This is a genomic window from Porphyromonas miyakawae (assembly GCF_045865415.1).
GTDB lineage: Bacteria > Bacteroidota > Bacteroidia > Bacteroidales > Porphyromonadaceae > Porphyromonas > Porphyromonas miyakawae.
In genome coordinates this window covers 1,099,393-1,118,504 of the sequence record NZ_BAAFSF010000001.1, presented here as the reverse complement: position 1 = coordinate 1,118,504, position 19,112 = coordinate 1,099,393, and the positions used below count along the sequence as shown (strand labels likewise).

General features: G+C 43.7%; 15 protein-coding genes. 13 read left to right on the top strand and 2 right to left on the bottom strand.

Translation table 11 applies throughout. From position 1 onward, the window contains the following. The first annotated feature begins 34 nt into the window (after positions 1-34). The 7 genes from rimP (at position 35) to ACLWMH_RS04550 (ending at position 9,309) form a co-directional block, all read left to right on the top strand. Positions 35-511: a ribosome assembly cofactor RimP gene (gene rimP, locus ACLWMH_RS04580; protein ID WP_411915563.1), complete on the top strand. Its 477-nt coding sequence runs from the start codon at positions 35-37 to the stop codon at positions 509-511. Between the two features lie 50 nt (positions 512-561). Further along, the gene (gene nusA / locus ACLWMH_RS04575; protein ID WP_411915562.1) at positions 562-1,953 is read left to right on the top strand and encodes a transcription termination factor NusA; all 1,392 of its coding nucleotides are present in this window, start codon (positions 562-564) and stop codon (positions 1,951-1,953) included. A 463-nt stretch (positions 1,954-2,416) separates the two neighbouring features. Beyond that, entirely contained in the window at positions 2,417-5,113 is a 2,697-nt protein-coding gene (infB, locus tag ACLWMH_RS04570; protein ID WP_411915612.1) for a translation initiation factor IF-2, read from the top strand. Between the two features lie 30 nt (positions 5,114-5,143). Next, entirely contained in the window at positions 5,144-5,680 is a 537-nt protein-coding gene (locus tag ACLWMH_RS04565) for a CvpA family protein (protein WP_411915561.1), read from the top strand. A 2-nt stretch (positions 5,681-5,682) separates the two neighbouring features. Then, complete coding sequence (sufB, locus tag ACLWMH_RS04560) at positions 5,683-7,161, top strand: Fe-S cluster assembly protein SufB (RefSeq protein ID WP_411915560.1); 1,479 nt, start codon at positions 5,683-5,685, stop codon at positions 7,159-7,161. Between the two features lie 36 nt (positions 7,162-7,197). Further along, a complete protein-coding gene (gene sufC, locus ACLWMH_RS04555) occupies positions 7,198-7,956 on the top strand; it encodes a Fe-S cluster assembly ATPase SufC (protein ID WP_411915559.1) in 759 nt (252 codons plus the stop codon). A gap of 3 nt (positions 7,957-7,959) precedes the next feature. Next, complete coding sequence (locus ACLWMH_RS04550; RefSeq protein ID WP_411915558.1) at positions 7,960-9,309, top strand: SufB/SufD family protein; 1,350 nt, start codon at positions 7,960-7,962, stop codon at positions 9,307-9,309. Positions 9,310-10,130: 821 nt separating this feature from the next. Here ACLWMH_RS04550 and ACLWMH_RS04545 read toward each other — a convergent pair. Further along, entirely contained in the window at positions 10,131-11,864 is a 1,734-nt protein-coding gene (locus ACLWMH_RS04545; protein ID WP_411915557.1) for a leucine-rich repeat domain-containing protein, read from the bottom strand. Next, on the bottom strand, positions 11,861-12,106 hold the full coding sequence (locus ACLWMH_RS04540) for a hypothetical protein (RefSeq protein WP_411915556.1): 246 nt from the start codon (positions 12,104-12,106) through the stop codon (positions 11,861-11,863). Before ACLWMH_RS04540 ends, ACLWMH_RS04545 begins: the two co-directional genes overlap by 4 nt. Before the next feature lie 536 nt (positions 12,107-12,642). Here ACLWMH_RS04540 and ACLWMH_RS04535 point away from each other — a divergent pair. The 6 genes from ACLWMH_RS04535 (at position 12,643) to ACLWMH_RS04510 (ending at position 19,103) form a co-directional block, all read left to right on the top strand. Further along, entirely contained in the window at positions 12,643-12,780 is a 138-nt protein-coding gene (locus tag ACLWMH_RS04535) for a hypothetical protein (RefSeq protein WP_411915555.1), read from the top strand. 269 nt (positions 12,781-13,049) lie between these two features. Further along, positions 13,050-15,131 (top strand): RNA degradosome polyphosphate kinase, encoded by a 2,082-nt coding sequence (locus ACLWMH_RS04530; RefSeq protein WP_411915554.1) that lies wholly within the window; start codon positions 13,050-13,052, stop codon positions 15,129-15,131. A 14-nt stretch (positions 15,132-15,145) separates the two neighbouring features. Next, entirely contained in the window at positions 15,146-16,066 is a 921-nt protein-coding gene (locus ACLWMH_RS04525) for a Ppx/GppA phosphatase family protein (protein ID WP_411915553.1), read from the top strand. Positions 16,067-16,267: 201 nt separating this feature from the next. Further along, positions 16,268-17,455: an iron-containing alcohol dehydrogenase gene (locus ACLWMH_RS04520; protein ID WP_411915552.1), complete on the top strand. Its 1,188-nt coding sequence runs from the start codon at positions 16,268-16,270 to the stop codon at positions 17,453-17,455. A gap of 26 nt (positions 17,456-17,481) precedes the next feature. Further along, complete coding sequence (locus ACLWMH_RS04515; protein ID WP_411915611.1) at positions 17,482-18,414, top strand: YitT family protein; 933 nt, start codon at positions 17,482-17,484, stop codon at positions 18,412-18,414. After that, positions 18,411-19,103: a peptidylprolyl isomerase gene (locus tag ACLWMH_RS04510; RefSeq protein WP_411915551.1), complete on the top strand. Its 693-nt coding sequence runs from the start codon at positions 18,411-18,413 to the stop codon at positions 19,101-19,103. The genes ACLWMH_RS04515 and ACLWMH_RS04510 overlap by 4 nt, the downstream gene beginning before the upstream one ends. The last annotated feature ends 9 nt before the right edge of the window (positions 19,104-19,112 follow it).

Genomic DNA, 19,112 nt, shown 5'->3' with positions numbered 1-19,112 from the left:
AAAAGATAGGTTGCTATAGCAACGGGGTATTATTATGAAACCTACAGAGGAACAGATTAAGTCCATTGTAGCGTCTCTATTGACGGAGGGAGAGGAGTTCTTAGTCTCCGTCAAAGTGAGTCCGCGTAATGAGATTAAGGTACGTGTAGACGCTTATCATGGTCTATCTATAGATCGCTGTGTTGCGCTCTCTCGTGCGATAGAAGCTTCGTTAAATAGAGACGAGGAGGACTTTTCTCTTGAGGTGTCAAGTGCCGGTTTGGATATGCCTTATGTCGTACCGGAGCAGTATCGTAAGCATGTGGGTGATCCCATTACGGTATTGCTAAAAACAGGCGAGCGACTGGATGGCGTGTTGGTTAGTGTAGAGGATGAAGGCAAGTTTGTGGTAGGCCTCCCAACAAAAGGAAAGAAGGGTACGTCTAAGAAATGCACAGAAGCTACTGCCGAGCCATCTGCCGAGCGTATGATAAGCAGCGAAGAGGTGAAAGAGGCGTGTTATCGCTTCTGAAAGAATATTAAGAAAAGAACTATAAAGCCCTACAGATAAAAACAGAGTATATGGCGCAGAGTAAAAAGACGCATAAGGTAAGCATGGCTGATACGCTTACCGAGTTTAAGGAGCTGAAGAGTATAGATAAGGAGACGTTGATCACAGTCTTGCAAGATGCATTTAAAAGTGTATTGGGCAAGATGCTGGGTACGGATGAGAATTTGAGTGTGATCGTGAATCCGGAAACAGGCGACTTGGAGATATGGCGCACGCGTCATGTGGTAGCAGATGATGCTGTAAATGACCCTCTCTTGGAGATAGGGCTTAGTGAAGCAAAAAAAATAGATCCCTATGCAGAAGAAGAGGAGAACGTGACCGATTCGATTGACTTTTCTTCCTTCGGACGCCGAGCTATTTTAAACCTTCGTCAGACATTGAGTGGCAAGATATTAGATCTCCAAAAAGAGAGTTTGTACAATATGTTCAAGGAGCGTATTGGAGAGCTTGTATCTGCTGAAGTATATCAGGTGTGGAAGCGTGAAGTGCTTCTGGTAGACGATGAAGGAAATGAGCTTCTCATGCCTCGCAGTGAGCAGATACCCGGAGATTTCTTCCGTAAGGGCGACACTGTACATGCCGTAGTTGATCACGTGGATAATGAGAATAATGTGGTGAAGATATATGTATCTCGCACCAACCCTGAGTTTCTCAAGCGTCTCTTTGAACTTAACGTACCGGAGATTGGTGATGGTTTGATTACCATCAAGCGGGTAGCACGTATCCCGGGTGAACGAGCTAAAATGGCAGTGGAGAGCTATGATGACCGTATCGATCCGGTAGGAGCTTGTGTGGGTATGAATGGAAGCCGTATCCGTGGTATTGTACGTGAGCTAAGGGGTGAGAATATTGACGTTATTCCCTTTACAAAGAATCCCTCGTTATTGGTTCAACGCGCATTGAATCCGGCAAAAATTACCTCTATAACGATTGTTCCCGAGGAGATGAGGGCAGAGGTAAGTGTACCGCCTGAAGAGGTCCCCATGGCTATAGGGCGTAATGCAGCCAATATTAAGTTGGCAAAGGCCTTGACGGGTTTTGAAATAGAAGTATTTAGGGATGTTCCTAATGTAGAAGAAGAGGATATTCTCTTGGAGGAATATGCTGATGAAATAGAGGACTGGGTGCTTGAAGAGCTTCGTAAAATAGGTTGTAATACAGCAAAGAGTGTGCTCCGTATACCTCGTGAAGACTTGGAAAAACGTACTGATCTTGAGTTGTCTACCATTGATAATGTATTAGAGGTCCTGGCTACCGAGTTTGATGAGGATGAATTGAGTGAACTGGGTTATATATCTCATAATCCTCGTACGCAGAGTATACCGTCTCATTCAGATTATGAATCTCAAGCCCCACAAGAGGAAGAACAAAAGCCATTGCCGGGTGAAGAAGAGGAGGAATAAATAGAATAGATTAATTGTGTATCTATATCTTTGTTAAGAAGAAAGCAAGAGCAGACAGAAAAAGGAAGAAAAGCAAATATATATGGCGATAAAACTGATTGAATTGGCAAATGATCTCAACTTTGGGGTGGAGTCGTTGACCTCAGAGTTGACTAAAAATGGAATAGAGGTGCCTAATAACCCCAATACGCGTATTGATGAAGCTACTTTTCTTCTCATAATGAAGGTGTTCCATGATAGTTTGCCGAAAGAAAAGATCGATGCTATGATGCTCAAGTATGTGGCTCCTAAAACCAAGCCTTCATCACAGAGCACTACGACTCATCGCACTGCTACAAAGGGAACTGCTTCCGAAAAAAAGACGTCTGCAGAGAAAGATGACGCATCTACGCCTTCTAAGCCCGAAGTGATCGTAAAGGGGCATATATCTCTCCCTGATAAAAAGAAAGCGAAGCCAAATGCAATGCCTACCAAGGAGGTGGAGAGTGAAAAAAATACTGCTACTACTTCTACTATAACTGAAAAGCCTGAAGTAAAAACTCCGGAGAAGAAAGCGGAGCCTAAAGAGCAACCCAATGTGCTTTCTGGGGCTGAGGAAAAGAAAAGTGAGAAAGATCCTGTGACTCAGGCCGAAAAGACACAACCTGAGAAAGAGCATCCTGCCCCCGTAATTGAAAAGTTGGGCAGTATTTCACTTGAACCTACTCTTAAGAAAAAGTCTGCAAAAGCAGATAAACCTAAAGAGGAACCGAAGAAAGCAACAAAGGAAAAGAGTAAGGAAGTGAGCGAAAAGCCTTCTGCTAAGCCGGTAACGGCAACACCTCATAAGGAAGAAGAGGTTGCAAAGCCTGTTAGTAATGAAGAAAAAGAGGCTAAGCCTACTAAGAAAGCAGTCGCAGAACCGGAAAAGAAGGAAGCTTTAACGGAGGAGAAGAAAGAGGACGCGCCTGCCGCTGCCCCGTCGGGAGATAATCAAGAGCCTGAGATATTTAGGTTCAATTCGGCATCAGATGCGCCTAAGTTTACCGTAGTAGGTAAGATAGACCTTGAAGAGGTTGCTCCCTCTCGAAAGAAAGGAGAGCGTGGAGGTAAGCGCAAGCGTATTAATAGCAGGGCAGTAGATATAAAGAAGGAGGCAGCTCGAGGGGTTGATCCTTCTACTTCTGCTGAGGCACGCAAACGTGCTCGTTCAGCTTCTGCCACACAGGCTCAAACGGGGAAGAATCAATCTAAACGCAATAAAAAAGGACGTAAAGAACAGCCAAAGGCTGAAATCAGCGAAGAGGAAGTTCAGCGTCAGGTAAAGGAGACATTAGCTCGTTTGACCCGAAAGCCCTCCGATGGACGTCGAGGAAGGAAGGAGCATGTTAGAACTCAAAGTGAGAGACCTACTGAAGGCGAGCAGAAAACGATTAAGATAACCGAATTCGTAACGGTTAATGATCTTGCCAACATGATGGATAAGCCAGTGAATGAATTGATTACTATTTGCTGGAATATCGGCTTAATGGTCAATATCAACACGCGATTGGAAACGGAGTCCATAGAAATGTTGGCTGAGGAATTCGGCTTTAAGACAGAATTTGTCAGTGCCGATGTAGTAGAAGCTATTAAGGCAGAAGAGTATGAAGATAGTGAGGAAGATTTAGTTCCCAGACCTCCGGTAGTTACGATCATGGGGCATGTTGACCATGGTAAAACCTCCCTTTTGGACTATATACGTAAGACGAATGTTATTACTGGTGAAGCCGGAGGTATAACTCAGCATATCGGTACCTATAACGTAACGCTTCCATCGGGTCGTAAGATCACCTTTTTAGATACTCCGGGTCACGAAGCATTTACCGCTATGCGTTCGCGTGGTGCCAAGGTAACGGATATTGTTATCATTATTGTGGATGCTACGCAGAAGGTAATGCCTCAGACAATTGAAGCTTTGAATCATGCAGCCGCAGCAGGAGTACCCATCGTTTTCGCTATTAATAAGATAGATCAACCCACGTCTAATCCAAACCGTATCAAGGAGGAGTTGGCTGGATTGAATTACCTCGTAGAAGAGTGGGGTGGGAAGTACCAATGTCAGGAAATCTCCGCTAAGTTTGGACAAGGTGTACCTGAACTTTTGGAAAAGGTACTATTGGAAGCAGATCTATTAGACCTAAAAGCAAATCCGGATCGTAATGCCAATGGTATGATTATCGAATCTGCTTTGGATAGAGGCCGTGGTTATGTGTCTCGCATTTTGGTGCAGAATGGTACACTTCGAACCGGTGATATCGTATTAGCAGGTAAATATTTCGGTCGTGTTAAGGCCTTAACCGATGAAGCCGGGAATAGACTTGAAGAGGCCGGTCCTTCCATTCCTGCCACTATGTTAGGTTTAGATGGAGCACCTTCTGCCGGAGATGCCTTTAATGTACTTAGCAGTGAACAAGAAGCAAAAGATATAGCTCGAAGACGTCAACAGCTTGAGCGTGAACAAGGAATCCGAACACAGAAGATGCTTACTTTGGATGATATAGGCCATCGTATAGCAGTCGGAAACTTCAAGGAGCTCAATTTGATAATAAAGGGAGACGTGGATGGTTCTATAGAGGCCTTATCAGACTCTTTGATTAGATTGTCGACAGAAGAGATCGTAGTGAAGGTCATTCACAAGGCCGTAGGGCAAATCTCCGAATCAGATGTCGTACTGGCTGAGGCTTCAGAAGCAATTATCATTGGCTTCCAAGTACGTCCGGGGGTTCAAGCTAGAAGGCTGGCAGAGCAGGATGGGGTAGAGATACGTACCTATTCGGTGATCTATGATGCTATTGATGACGTAAAGAGCGCCATGGAAGGTATGCTGTCACCTGAGATTCGTGAAACTGTTACGGCACAGCTTGAAGTACTTCAAACCTTTGATATTACCAAAGTGGGTACTGTTGCAGGTTGTATGGTTAAAGAAGGGAAGATCAAACGCTCCGATAAGGTGCGCATCATAAGGGATGGTATTGTGATTTATACCGGAGAGATCGCTTCCCTTAAGCGATTTAAGGATGATGCTAAGGAGGTGCCCACAGGCTTAGAGTGCGGGCTTCAGGTTGTTAATTATAACGATCTTAAGCAGGGCGATAGCATAGAGTCCTTCATGGAGACGGAAGTAAAGAAGAAACTATAACGGAAAAGTATCGCTTGATGTAGAGGAGCCATGTGCTGGCTAGACATTGCGATTGGCATTGCATTGATTTATTCTTTGTGGATAGGCTATAAGAAAGGCTTTGTCAATAGGGCTATGGCATTGGTTGCAGTGGTAGTCGCTGCCATGCTTTCCGGAAGTGTCTCTAAGCTCCTTGAAAATATTTTCACGCAGATTTCTGGCTTCCCTCCGGTTGCCATTCGTTTTGCTACGTTAGCTCTTGGCTATGTGCTGGTATACAGAGTAATCATTTTTATTGGAAAAAGGATAGATCGAGGGGTGCGTATCTTGCATCTCTCGCTTGTTAATCGTTTGATTGGGATGGTTTTCTCACTACTTATAGCTCTTCTTGTCATGAGCTACTCATTCGTAGTACTTGATCGCTTCATTCCGAGAAAAAATGGGATTGAAAAGGTCGATATTCGTAATATATCGCACTATTATGACCAAATAAAGCCTTTTGCTACAACTTTTTTGCCCTCCCGGCTGTTGCCTAACAAAATGGTAGAGAAAAAGGAGCAGGCTCCTGTGAGACAATTTTCAGTATAAAGATGAATCAAGATATAAATAATAACTATATACCCGACGAACCACATCCTGATGATATTCTCTTTGAGGTCACTGAGAATGAATACAAGTATGGGTTCACAACTGATATTGAGACGGATACTATTGCCAAAGGGCTTTCGGAGAATACTATCCGACTAATTAGTGCTAAGAAAGGTGAACCTGAGTGGTTGTTGAATTTTAGGCTAAAAGCTTATCAGAGGTGGCTCAACATGAAGCAACCTAATTGGGCGCATCTATATATACCGCCTATCGACTATCAGGACATTGTTTATTATGCAGCTCCTCGCAAGCATGTCAACGAGAAAAAGGATTTGGATCCTGAGTTGGTGAAAACCTTTGATAAGTTGGGTATTCCTCTTCATGAAAGAGAGATACTTGCCGGAAACACTGCTGTGGATGCTGTTATGGATAGTGTGTCTGTTACAACGACATTTAAAAAACAACTATCTGAGTTAGGGATAATTTTTTGCTCTTTCAGTGAAGCAGTAAAAAATCACCCTGATTTGGTAAAAAAATACTTGGGTAAGGTCGTACCGGCTTCAGATAACTACTTTGCTGCACTGAACTCAGCTGTCTTTAGCGATGGTTCTTTTGTATATATCCCTAAAGGAGTACGTTGCCCTATGGAGTTGTCGACTTATTTTAGAATAAATGCGCGCAACACAGGGCAATTTGAGCGTACTTTGATTGTTGCCGATGAGGGGGCTTATGTGAGCTATTTGGAGGGTTGTACAGCTCCTATGCGCGATGAAAACCAGCTCCACGCAGCCATTGTAGAGATTATTGCTGAAACGGATGCTGAAGTAAAGTATTCCACTGTTCAAAATTGGTACCCAGGAGATGCTGATGGCAAAGGAGGTATCTACAACTTTGTGACGAAGAGAGGACTTTGTCGAGGTGATAGGAGTAAGATCAGCTGGACACAAGTAGAAACGGGCTCTTCGATCACTTGGAAGTATCCCAGTTGTATGCTTGTGGGTAATGATTCCATTGGCGAGTTTTATTCTGTGGCTGTGACCAATAATTACCAACAAGCCGATACAGGTACCAAAATGATCCACTTGGGAAAGCGTACTCGTAGTACTATTGTATCAAAAGGCATTTCGGCAGGTAGCAGTCAGAATAGCTTTAGAGGTTTGGTAAAAATTGGAAAGGGAGCTGAGGATAGCAGAAATCACTCCCAGTGCGATAGCTTGCTACTGACTGATCATTGTGGAGCGCATACTTATCCTTATGCAGAAGTGATGAATCAGAGTGCTGTCATTGAGCACGAAGCAACTACCTCTAAGATTAGTGACGATTTGCTCTTCTATTGTAACCAAAGAGGAATCCCTACGGAGAATGCGGTTGCCTTGATTGTAAACGGCTATGCACGAGAAGTAATGAATAAGCTACCTATGGAGTTTGCTGTGGAAGCTCAAAAGCTACTGAGCGTAACACTAGAGGGCTCTGTAGGATGAAAATATATAAACAACCTAACAAACGATACTTAATAAATGAATCATAAACTATTAGAAATAATAGATCTGCACGCCTCGGTGCAGGGAAAAGAAATATTAAAGGGAGTAAACCTTAGCATCGGTTGCGGAGAGGTACATGCTATCATGGGCCCAAATGGAAGTGGTAAGAGTACACTCTCGAGTGTGATAGCAGGTGACCCTGCATTTGAGGTCACGAAAGGGGATATACTATTTAAAGGCGAGAGCTTGATAGGGATGGCCCCTGAAGAAAGAGCGCATCGAGGTATATTTTTAAGCTTCCAGTATCCGGTAGAGATCCCGGGAGTGAGTATGACAAACTTTATGCGCACAGCTATAAATGAGCGTCGCAAAGCTCAGGGACAAGAGCCAATGCCGGCTGCCGACTTCCTAAAGTTGATGAAGCAGAAGCAGGAGCTTGTACAGCTGAGTGCACAGCTTTCTAAGCGAGCTGTTAACGAAGGGTTCTCCGGTGGGGAGAAAAAGCGAAATGAAATCTTTCAAATGGCTATGTTGGATCCCACACTCTCTATTTTGGATGAAACGGATAGTGGGTTGGATATAGATGCGCTTCGTATAGTTGCTGAAGGAGTCAATCGGCTTCATACCCCTGAGAAAAGCACCGTGGTGATCACACACTATCAGAGACTGCTAAACTATATCAAGCCTCAGTTTGTGCACATCTTAATCAATGGTTCAATCGTAAAAAGTGGAGACGCCTCTCTTGCCCTCAAGTTGGAGGAAGAGGGCTACGAATGGCTAAGAGAGGAGATCTAATCCATGGAAGGGATACGAACATTGAAGCCGGAAGTAAAGTATTTCATAGATACTTACTTGGCACATCAGAAAGATTTAGACTGTGCCGCTTGTCGATTGACATCAGAGGCTAAGGCTGAAGCTTTACATTATTTGGAAGATTATGGCTTCCCCTCCCTTCATTCTGAGGATTATCGGCACATTGATATGGTTTCGCTGCTCGGAAAACAGTGGAATATATCTTCTGAAGGAGAGCTTAAAACGGAGACTAAGAATCGCTTTGCAACCCTTGATGGTTATCAAATAGCGAGAATTAATGGAAATTGTCCGGATGACGCTCAACTGGAAAGCTTACGTGAGTCGCTCCCTTCCGGGTGCTACGTAGGCTCGTTAAATAGCTTCCTTTCTTCTGATGCTCCCGAGAAACAGAAAAAACGCGTAGCGGATGTTTATGCTAAGCATGCAGCACCAGATAATGATGCAATGGTTGCATTAAATACGCTGTTTGCAATTGATGCACTTCTTGTCTTTGTTCCTGAAGGAACTTGTATTGATAAGATTCTTCATCTTGAGCACATCATTGCAGCAAATAGCTTGCAAATGATTGTGGATAGAGTAGTAATTGTAGTTGAAAAAAATGCTCAATTGGAGATTCTTTTGAGCGATACGAACCCTTCAAGTTGGGACAATGAGAGCTTGTATCTCTCGGTCGTGGAAGTGGATTTAGGCCCCTCTGCCTTAGCCACGATATACCTTAGTGAGGAGACCTCTAAGAAACACAACAAATTAGCTTCTTATTTCATTCGCCAGCAGGCTTATAGTAAGGTGGCTATGCACACCGTGGTACTTCACAATGGAGTTACTCGCAATAACGTGTGGAGTAGATTTTTAGGTGAGCATGCGTCTCTTACACTTAACGGAATGGCTATTGTAGATGAGGAGCGGCTAATTGATACATTCACCCGTGTAGAGCACGTCAAACCACATTGCTACACCAATGAACGTTATAAGCATGTTGCTTTGGGACGTTCCACAGCCTCTTTCACCGGCCGAATATTTGTAGCACAAGGTGCTGTAAAAACAGAGGCCTATCAGCAGGATCGTAATCTTTTGCTCTCGCCGGACGCCTATATCTATGCCAAACCGCACCTTGAAATATATGCCGATGATGTACAGTGCTCACACGGTATGACTACGGGTCAGCTGGATGCGGAAGTGCTTTTCTATATGCAGCAGCGGGGTATTCCGCTTGAAGTAGCGGAGAAGATCCTCTCAATGGCCTTTACGGAAGATATTATTGCTGCTATTCCTAATGAACCGCTTAGAAGACTTTTTTCTGAAGCAGTTGCAAGCTACTACTTTAGGGATATGTAGCCGGCTTCGGGTAATTTAGCACTTACTGTGTCTCTCAGCCCAGAAAAAGGTCTGAGTGATATTGTAACCATGAACAAGGGCTGTGGAGTTTTTATGCTCCTCAGTCCTTTTTTTTGGTATGACAGGCATGTCATACATCTGTGGTGAAAGACCACCCGGGGCGTAGTTGCCAACGAACCCCATAGCGACTTGCAAGTTTCAAGGGGTGACCCTTGGGAGAGAAGAAGCAATAGCGAACTCGTGGCCTGACGAACAGAAACCTAATACTAAGGCGTATCAAACGGACAAGCCGGCCAAAGGCAGTGAAGTTTCCAAAGGCAATCGTAACCTTGATGCGCAAATTAGTCAGGTAAACGATGAAAGATGTATGGCTTATCCCGTGAGGCCTCGGTAGTCCACGAGGATAGTAACAACGAATGCCGCAGAGTCAGCAGAGGTCGAAGTAGCCGTTCTCGCGCAGAACAAGGTGAAGGACCGAATAATTCGCAACGACAAGCAAGAATGTATGTTCCGGTGTCTTTGCTGACGAGTGGCAACGGTCAAAACGTCAATGCGATCGACCACATAGAGCTAAGCACACAATCATTGGAAGCGGAAATTAAGAAAGACGGAAGATGAAACTAATCGAATATGATTAGCCACTCTTTGAAAACGAATTAAACCGCCGTATGCCGAACGGCACGTACGGTGGTGTGAGAGGTCGGTGAACACGAAAGTAGGAGATAAGCACCTATCATTAGTGTTTACCTCCTACTCGATTGCATCAGCAGTACTCAGTACATCCACAGCGCATCTACTGCGCTGTGGGTTGTGTCATTCGGTTATCGTTGGATGAGGAGGCGTTGTGTGGCGTCACCTATGTGGAGCAGATAAACACCTTCTGCATAGGCAGATAGGTCGATCTGCAACATGCCGTCGGCAGCGGTGCGGGCTTCATATAGCAACGTGCCGTTCGCATCGTAGAGGCGTACCAAGGTATCCGCCTTTGCACCCTTCACGTTGACGTATGCACTTGCCGGATTGGGATAGAGGCGCAGGGTGCCGGCTGCTACCACCTCTGCAGCAGTTTTCTTGGTGAAAGTGGCTTTCACTTCGGTATTTGCCGTAACTGTGAACTTCTTGGTAGCGAGGATATCGGTTCCGTTGGCGGTGAGTGCTTTTAGCTCGTAGCCTGCTGCGGGGGTAGCCTCAATGGTCAGCTCAGTACCTTCCGGAACGGCGTTAAGGTCGGCAGCACCGGTAGCGGTGAGCGTGCCTTCGCCCTCTTTCGTCAGCGTAACGGCATAAGGAATAGGCTCTTCACCCTCGTAGGGAACAGTTTTATGGATATCGGTGTTGTACTTTAGCGTATTCCAGTTCTTACTCTTAGCAATAGCCACATCTGTTTTTAAGCATCGGTTGCCTTCGGGTGACGGTTCTTGCACCACAATAAATTCACCGGCTTTCTTTCCTGTACGGTCGGGCAGACCATTTACCAAGCGGGTCATCTCTTCTCCTTTTATTTGATTGCTGAAGCAGGTAACCCATGTCAAGGAAGTGTTTTGGGAAACAACCAATGCGGTCAGCTGATTGTGAGAGCAGAGGAGATCAGTCAAGGCGGTGTTCTTTGATACATCCAACGTGGTCAGCTGATTGTTGAAGCAGTTAAGCGTTGTCAAGGCGGTATTCTTTGATACATCCAACGTGGTCAGTTGATTTGTGTTGCAGTCAAGCCCTGTCAAGGCGGTATTCTGGGATACATCTAATGCGGTCAGCTGATTGTGAGAGCAGTAAAGCTCTGTCAACGCAGTGTTCTTGGATACAACCAACGCGGTCAGCTGATTGTCATGGCAGACAAGATTTGTCAACGCAGTGTTTTGGGAAACATCCAATGCGGTCAGCTGATTGCTTCCACAATTAAGATATGTCAATTTGGTATTCTTGGATACATCCAATGCGGTCAGCTGATTGTCAGAGCAGCCAAGATCTGTCAACGCGGTGTTCTTGGATACATCCAACGTGGTCAGTTGATTGTTGGAGCCGTAGAGATATGTCAACGCGATGTTTTGGGATACATCCAACGCTTTCAGTGGATTGGTGTAGCAGTCAAGCCTTGTCAAGGCGGTATTCTGGGATACATCCAATGCCGTCAGCTGATTGCAAGAGCAGTCAAGGAAGGTTACATCGCCCCGGATGGTTACGGTTTGCGATGTGAGCGTATAGGTTACTCCTTCCCCATTGTTCTTGGGTGTACCGGTCAGACCGGTCAGCGTAGGCTTGTCACCCGAATATTGCATACTGAGACGTACCGTCTCCCCAACCGCTTTGGCGGTAGTGAAGGTGATCACGTTGTCTGAGTCGCTGCGTAGCACGCCGGAGGGCGCTACCGTAGCGACTGTGGGTAGGATAGCGCTACCTGCCGTTAGGCGGTTAGTGATTGGGGACCCGGATGGGGCTTGCGTAAAGCCGATGGGGTTCCACTGCTCCAATGCAATGCGGTAGGAGCGATTGGCTGCGCCGGAGAGCGTAATCACGCTGACTAATAGGGCGCAAATAAGTAATACTTTACGTTTCATGGTAATAAAGTTGATTTGTATCCATCGTTGCTACCGAGGGAGAGGTTAATATGTCTTTTTACGTTCTTTATATAAGTGTGTGTGCCTCGATGCTTAAAGGAATTATTCTCCACAGAAAAATGCTCGGCAGCAGTAAAAGCTTGCCTGCGTTTTTCTATATCCCTACCCACCATATCGGTAACGGTGTGAAACGACAGTCGTAATTGCTCCTTCAAGCTTTGAGGCTTTTTATCCCTCTTCATAATTTTCTTGTTCTATTTTCACCGGCAAATATAGGCAAGATGGAGCTATTCGACTATGCAAAATCGTGCATCCACTGTTAAATTTCGTTTTCATGATTATGCAAAATCGTGCATCGGAAATTCGTAATATACTGATACAAAGTGAGTAACGCTAAAAAGAGATGCATGAAAATGCAATATTGGCCGAAAAAAGATTTTTCCTCCTCTTGCCCCTTTTAGCGGCAAAAAGTGTATCGTCAAAACTGAAGTTATTAGTGGTAAATTAGGCAGGTAAACGATGAAAGATGTATGGCTTATCCCGTGAGGCCTCGGCAGTCCATTAAGGATAGTAACAACGAATGTCGAGGAGTCAGCAGAGGTCGAAGTAGCCCTTCTCGAGCTGGACAAGGTGAAGTATCAAATAATTCGCAACGACAAGCAAGAATGTATGTTCCGATGTCTTTTTTGACAAGTGGCAACGGTCAAAACGTCCATGCGATCGACCACATAGAGCTAAGCACACAATCATCGGAAGCGGAAATTAAGAAAGAGGGAAGATGAAACTAATCGGATATGATCAGTCACTCTTTGAAAACGAATTAAACCGCCCTATGCGGAACCGCATGTGCGGTGGTGTGAGAGGAAAGGAAACGAAAGTAGGTCAGAAAACTTTCGTTTCCCGACCTACTCGATAAAAAAAGTATAGATATACCATTTGAAAGATCTATATCTTTCACTCAAAAGATCTGTATCTTTTGATTGAAACATCTATAAGTTTTAGTTGAAAGATTCTGATAAAATATTTTGTTTATCAGAATGTATTGCAAAAGTGCTACTTACTCCGAAGTGCATTGATAGAACATTTCTAATCGATGGTAATATTATTGTAACATTTTCTCAAGAGTTATTTGCTTCCAATTCGTTATCTTTGAATAGATTGATAGTGCAGAGTAAAAAGTATAGTATGGGTAAACAGGCAAAGAACATAAAATTTCCTTATGTGGAGCGAGACGTAAGTTGGATGTACTTTAATCGTCGCATTTTACTGGAAGCTGAGCGAGAAGATGTGCCCCTATTAGAGCGGATAAAGTTTTTAGGTATTTATTCTAATAATTTAGATGAGTTCTTTCGTGTACGAGTAGCTTCATTACGTCGCGAAGCAGAAGGGAAAAGTGATGAAAATCGGAAAAAAGAGGAAAAGGCACAGAAAACGCTCAAAGAGATTTACAAACTGTCAGATGCCGGTGCTAAGCAGTATGACTTGTGCTTCAATAAGCTAATGGATGCTCTTGAAGCAGAGCATATTCACATAATTGATGAAAATCAGTTAAAACCGCAGCAGGAGCAGCAGGTGCTATCTTTCTACCTTAATAAACTAAATGCCTCCACGAATCCACTTTTTATCCAAAAGATGCAGTTTTCAGCTGAACAGATGGACGAAGCTCTATACTTAGCTGTTGACCTTAAGCAGCTTGATGAGGATGGCGAGGTGATAAAGCGTGATACCGCACTTATTCGTGTGCCTGTAGAGAAGTTTGGTCGCTTTGTGCGCTTGCCTGATGATAATGGAGAAACCTACTTGATGTTCCTTGATGATGTTATTCGCTACAATCTAAAGTATATCTTCGTGGGATTACCTTACAATAGTTTTAAGGCTTATGCTTTTAAGTTCACAAAAGATGCCGAGATGGACGTTGAGGGTGGGCTTGAAGAAAGTATGTTGGAGCGTGTGACCAGTGGTATAAAAAGTCGCCGAAAGGGGGAAATGCTTCGTATGGCTTTTGATCGCAATATGCCTTTGCGTATCAAGCGCCAACTCTTTAAGAAAGCTGAGTTAGACCACAATGATGCCCGCATGGCAGGAGGGCGCTATCACAATACTAAAGATCTATTGAGCTTTCCTGATTGTGGAAGAAAAGATCTACAGTTTACTCCCCACCCGCCTTTGATGGGAAGTAATATAGACTTTTCGGATAGTATGATTGATTCTGTGCGATGCAAGGATTATGGTCTTCACTTCCCCTATCATAGCTTTGACCGCTTTCTCCGACTGTTGCGTGAAGCTGCTATTAGCGACAGTGTAAAAGAAATTAAGATTACTTTATATAGGGTAGCAAAGCACTCTAATGTGGTTGAAGCTCTAATGGCTGCCGCGGCAAATGGTAAGAAAGTAACAGCGGTAGTAGAACTATTAGCTCGCTTTGACGAAGAGAGTAACATTTCGTGGAGCCAGGAGATGGTTGAGGCCGGAGTGCATGTAATCTTTGGACCGGAAAAGCTAAAGATACACAGTAAACTGGTCTATATTACTACACGTGATGGGGATATTGCCTGCATAAGTACCGGTAATATGCACGAAGGTACTGCTAAGATTTATACGGATTATATGCTTATCACCCATCGCAAGTCTATAGTAAATGAGGTTGCGAAGGTATTTGACTTTATTGAAAGACCATTTATTAATACCTATTTTAGAGAGCTAATCGTCTCGCCTAATGATATGCGGAAACGCTTTACAGCACTTATAAATAGGGAAATACGCAACAAAAAAAAGGGGTTAGAGGCCTTTATAAGGATTAAAATCAATCATATAACTGACCGATACCTTATATCGCGTCTATATGCAGCAGCTCAGGCAGGAGTGAGGATTGAGTTGCTGGTACGCGGAAATTGTAGCATAGTACCTGAGGTTAAAGGAATAAGTGAGGGAATTAAGTTACATGGGATAATCGATAGGTATTTAGAGCATTCTCGTATGTTCATATTTGGAAATGGGGGAGAGCCACTATACTTTATAGGATCAGCAGATTGGATGGAGCGTAATTTAGATCGTCGTATAGAGGTTATTACACCTGTATATGAAGAGGATATAAAGGCTGATTTAGATCGCATCGTAACCCTTGGCATGCAGGATGTGTCACAAGCTTACTATGTGAATTACAATGACGGAATTCCTCTTCGCTCAGTTAGCGAGAAACCTTGGTTCCGTTCTCAAGAAGAACTCTATAAATATTACAAAGAAGCTGAGGGAGACTCTATCGTATAATCACATATAGGAGAATGAATATCAAGTATTTTGCCGGTATAGATATAGGCTCTAATGCGATTAGACTTTTGTTGAAGAGAGGTTATCCTGATGAGCCGCAGTTACCATTGGAAAAAGTCCAACTTATTCGTGTCCCCATTCGTTTGGGTGAGGATGTATTTATTGAAGGGAAAATATCCAAAACGAAGCGGAAACACCTCATTAGTTTGATGACTGCCTATCGTGAGATTATGTCTATTTTTGATGTGGTCGCTTATCGGGCATGTGCAACGAGTGCAATGCGAGAGGCAACTAATGGAAAGAAAATAGTTGCAGAAATAGAAAAAAGTACCGGAATTAAGATAGATATCATTACCGGTAAAGAAGAAGCTCGTTTGGTGGGTGATATACGTCTTCGTTTAGCCACTCCTAAAAATAAATCAGTTTTGTTTGTAGATGTGGGAGGTGGTAGTACGGAGTTGAATCTCTTCTCTGAGGGACGTCTGCTCTCCTCCGGCTCTTTCCCCATTGGCACCGTGCGTATGCTTGAAGGAAAAGTAGAAGATGGTATTTACGAGGCCTTTATTGATGTGCTTTCAAAGATTGCTGCCGAGTATGAGGATATTGTAGTGATCGGTACAGGAGGCAATATCAATAAATTAGTAAGATTAGGCGAGAATGCTTTATCCACAGAGAAAGAGCGGTATATTTCAACTGCCGACCTTCATGCACTTTTTGATGAACTTGCCCCATTAGAGTTTACAGAGCGAATGAGGCGCTTTAATCTTAAGCCGGACAGAGCGGATGTCATAGTGCCGGCAGCGCAAATATTTCTTTCTGTTGTGGATACTTTAAAAGCAAAGGGTATTTCTGTACCTACCAGTGGACTTGCCGATGGTATCATAGATGATCTGTTTACTAACTATGTAAAAGAGCAAAACAGTTTGGAGCCGTGAAAAAGGCTCTTACGAGCAGAGAAAAACCTATTTGTCGGTTACTCGCTCAAATGCGGAATCCGGAAGATACTGCCTTGTGGATGAAGGGCGAATTTATGCCCGTGAGGTATTCTGCAAAGAACTTAGCTTTGTGATACTCTATCTTTAATTACCTAACTTTGCTTCGAGAATAAGATTAAGTAAGGTATAGGGAATTAAGTCATGCAGAACTTCAGTTTCAAAAATCCGACAAAACTCATCTTTGGAAAGGATTCGATCAGTACACTGAGTAAAGAGATTCCGACAGGCGCAAAGGTACTTCTACTTTTTGGGGGAGGCAGTGTGAAGCGTAATGGTGTGTATGAGCAAGTAACAAATGCACTCAAAGAATACGATACGAAGGAGTTTTGGGGTATAGAAAGTAATCCTAAAGTTGAAACTTGCAGAGACGCTATTGCCGTAGGTCGTGCGCATGGAAGTGATTTTGTACTGGCTGTAGGCGGTGGCTCGGTAATAGATGCCGCAAAGCTTATTTCTGCATCACTTTTATCAGATAAAGATCCTTGGGACATAGTGAGGCGAGGAGTAGCTAAAGGCCCATTTGTGCCTTTAGGTACAGTACTTACTATTCCGGCAACAGGAAGTGAAATGAACCGGGGAAGTGTTATTTCAAAGGGAGAAACCAAAGAGAAATTTGCATTTTATGGACAATTTCCCATTTTTTCTATCATAGACCCTGAGGTGACCTATTCTTTGCCTAAGTATCAGTTGGCTTGTGGGGTTGCTGATAGCTTCGCCCATATACTGGAGCAATATATGACCTATCCCGGACAAAGTCGAGTAATGGATCGCTGGGCAGAAGGCTTGTTGCTTACCTTACAGGAAATCGGCCCTAAGGTCGTGTGGGAAGCCCCTGACTATGACCTGCGTTGCGACTTTATGGTTACTGCTACGATGGCGCTTAACGGCTTTATTGCATGGGGGGTGGTTGAAGATTGGTCTACCCATATGATCGGACATGAATTGACTGCTCTATGCAATATTACACATGGACATTCGCTTGCGGTTGTATTTCCAGCTCTTCTGAGAGTGATGAAGAATCATGGTAAAAGAGAGAAACTCCTGCAATATGCCGATCGTGTGTGGGGGATTACAGCGGGGAATGAGGAAAAGCGTATTGAAGCTGCTATTGCTATGACCGAAGGTTTTTTCCGCTCTATCGGCTTATCAACTCGTTTAGAGGAAAATGCTATCGGAGAGGATATTATTGAGGAAATAGTGCACCGCTTCAGAGAACGTAAGGTGCAGTTCGGTGAAAAAGGCTTAGTAGATGCAGAGAAAACTAATGAAATTCTACATCTAGCATTGCCTAAAAGTGATACCCTTCCTGCAGTTCGACCTCTTGAATAAACGATACTTTGAACAATAAAGAGAAAATGCTCTTTCGTAACGATAGAGCACCAAAGCGACGGAACCCATTTAGCGAAAATGGTACTCCGCAAGTAAAGCGCATAGCTACTGATGCCTCTCTCCTTATCCTAGGAGCTATCTTCCAGTCGGCCGCCTATGGTCTATTTAATGCACCTGCCGGCATTGTACCCGGGGGGGTATATGGTATTAGTATAGCGATTAACCATTTGACTAAAGGAATTTTTGAGGCTTTTCCAAATGGCTTGCCCATTGGAACGGTATCGCTCTTTTTTAATGTTCCTCTTTTTCTACTCGCAGCTCGCTCGTTAGGAGTTAGGTCCGGGGTTAAAACAGTAGCTACTTTTGTACTAATTGCCTTGATGACGGACTTTATAACTAGGTATATTACGAAAGGGCAACCGGTTGTGGTAGGCGATCCTCTTCTTTCCGCTGTGTATGGGGGAGCAACGCTCGGTTTAGGGGTATTCCTTACCTTTAGAGTAGGAAGTACCAGTGCCGGAACGGATGTATTGGCACGTGTGCTGTCAAAGGGAACTAATAACAAAACAAGTAACTATATCATTCTTATTGATTCGTTGGTTGTACTCTTTGGATTGCTTGTCTTTAGAGATATTAAGGTGCCGCTTTATTCCCTGATAACGATATTTTGTTATGGTAAGGTGCTTGATTTGTTGAGTCCGGAGAATCCTAATAAAGCCATATTTATCGTTAGTGAGCAGCCTGAAAAGTTGCGAGATCTGATCGTGACAGAATTAAGGCTACGTGCCACCTACCTACATGGACGCGGTATGTATATGGGGAAAGAGCGAGATATTATCTTTATGATTGCACAACGTAAGGAGGTGCCACAACTTAAGAAAAAGGTGCTGGAGCAAGATCCTAAGGCCTTTATTGCTACAATGAATGCAACAAACGATACGTTACCACCATTAATATGAAACGAATAGTATATACACTTCTTATGGCTTTATTTGCTTTCTTTACCGTAGATGCACAGAAAGAAAGCACGCTTACACGAGAATCTTCTACTTATGTAAAGATAGAGACCTCTATGGGCAATTTTACTGTTGCTTTATATGATGGCACGCCCTTGCATCGAGATAACTTTATTGCCTTAGTGAAGAGTGGAGCATATGAGGGGACGCTCTTCCATCGTGTGATAGAGCGATTTATGATCCAAGGAGGAAACCTACTTACAAAGGGGGCTACGAAGTCTACAGATGTAAGCGTAGATACAATTAGTGAAAGGATACCCATAGAAGTAAATGCCGATCTATTCTTTCACAAACGAGGAGCCTTAGCGGCAGCGCGCGAAGGGGATGAGGTAAACCCTGAAAAAGGGTCTTCAAAATCTCAATTCTATATAGTTACCGGTACTTACTTTACAGATTTGGATTTAGACGCTTTTGAGAAATCGCATCAGCGAAAGTTTACACCTGAGCAGCGGGAAGCATATAAGATGTTGGGCGGTACTCCGCATTTAGATGGGGAGTATACAGTATTTGGTGAAGTAGTTGATGGGTACAAAACAGTACAGAAAATAGAACGTTTGAAAACAGATCCTACTAATAGACCGGTAAAAGATGTGCTCATTAAGAAAATGACTATTGTCAAATCCTCTAAGTGAGACACGAGA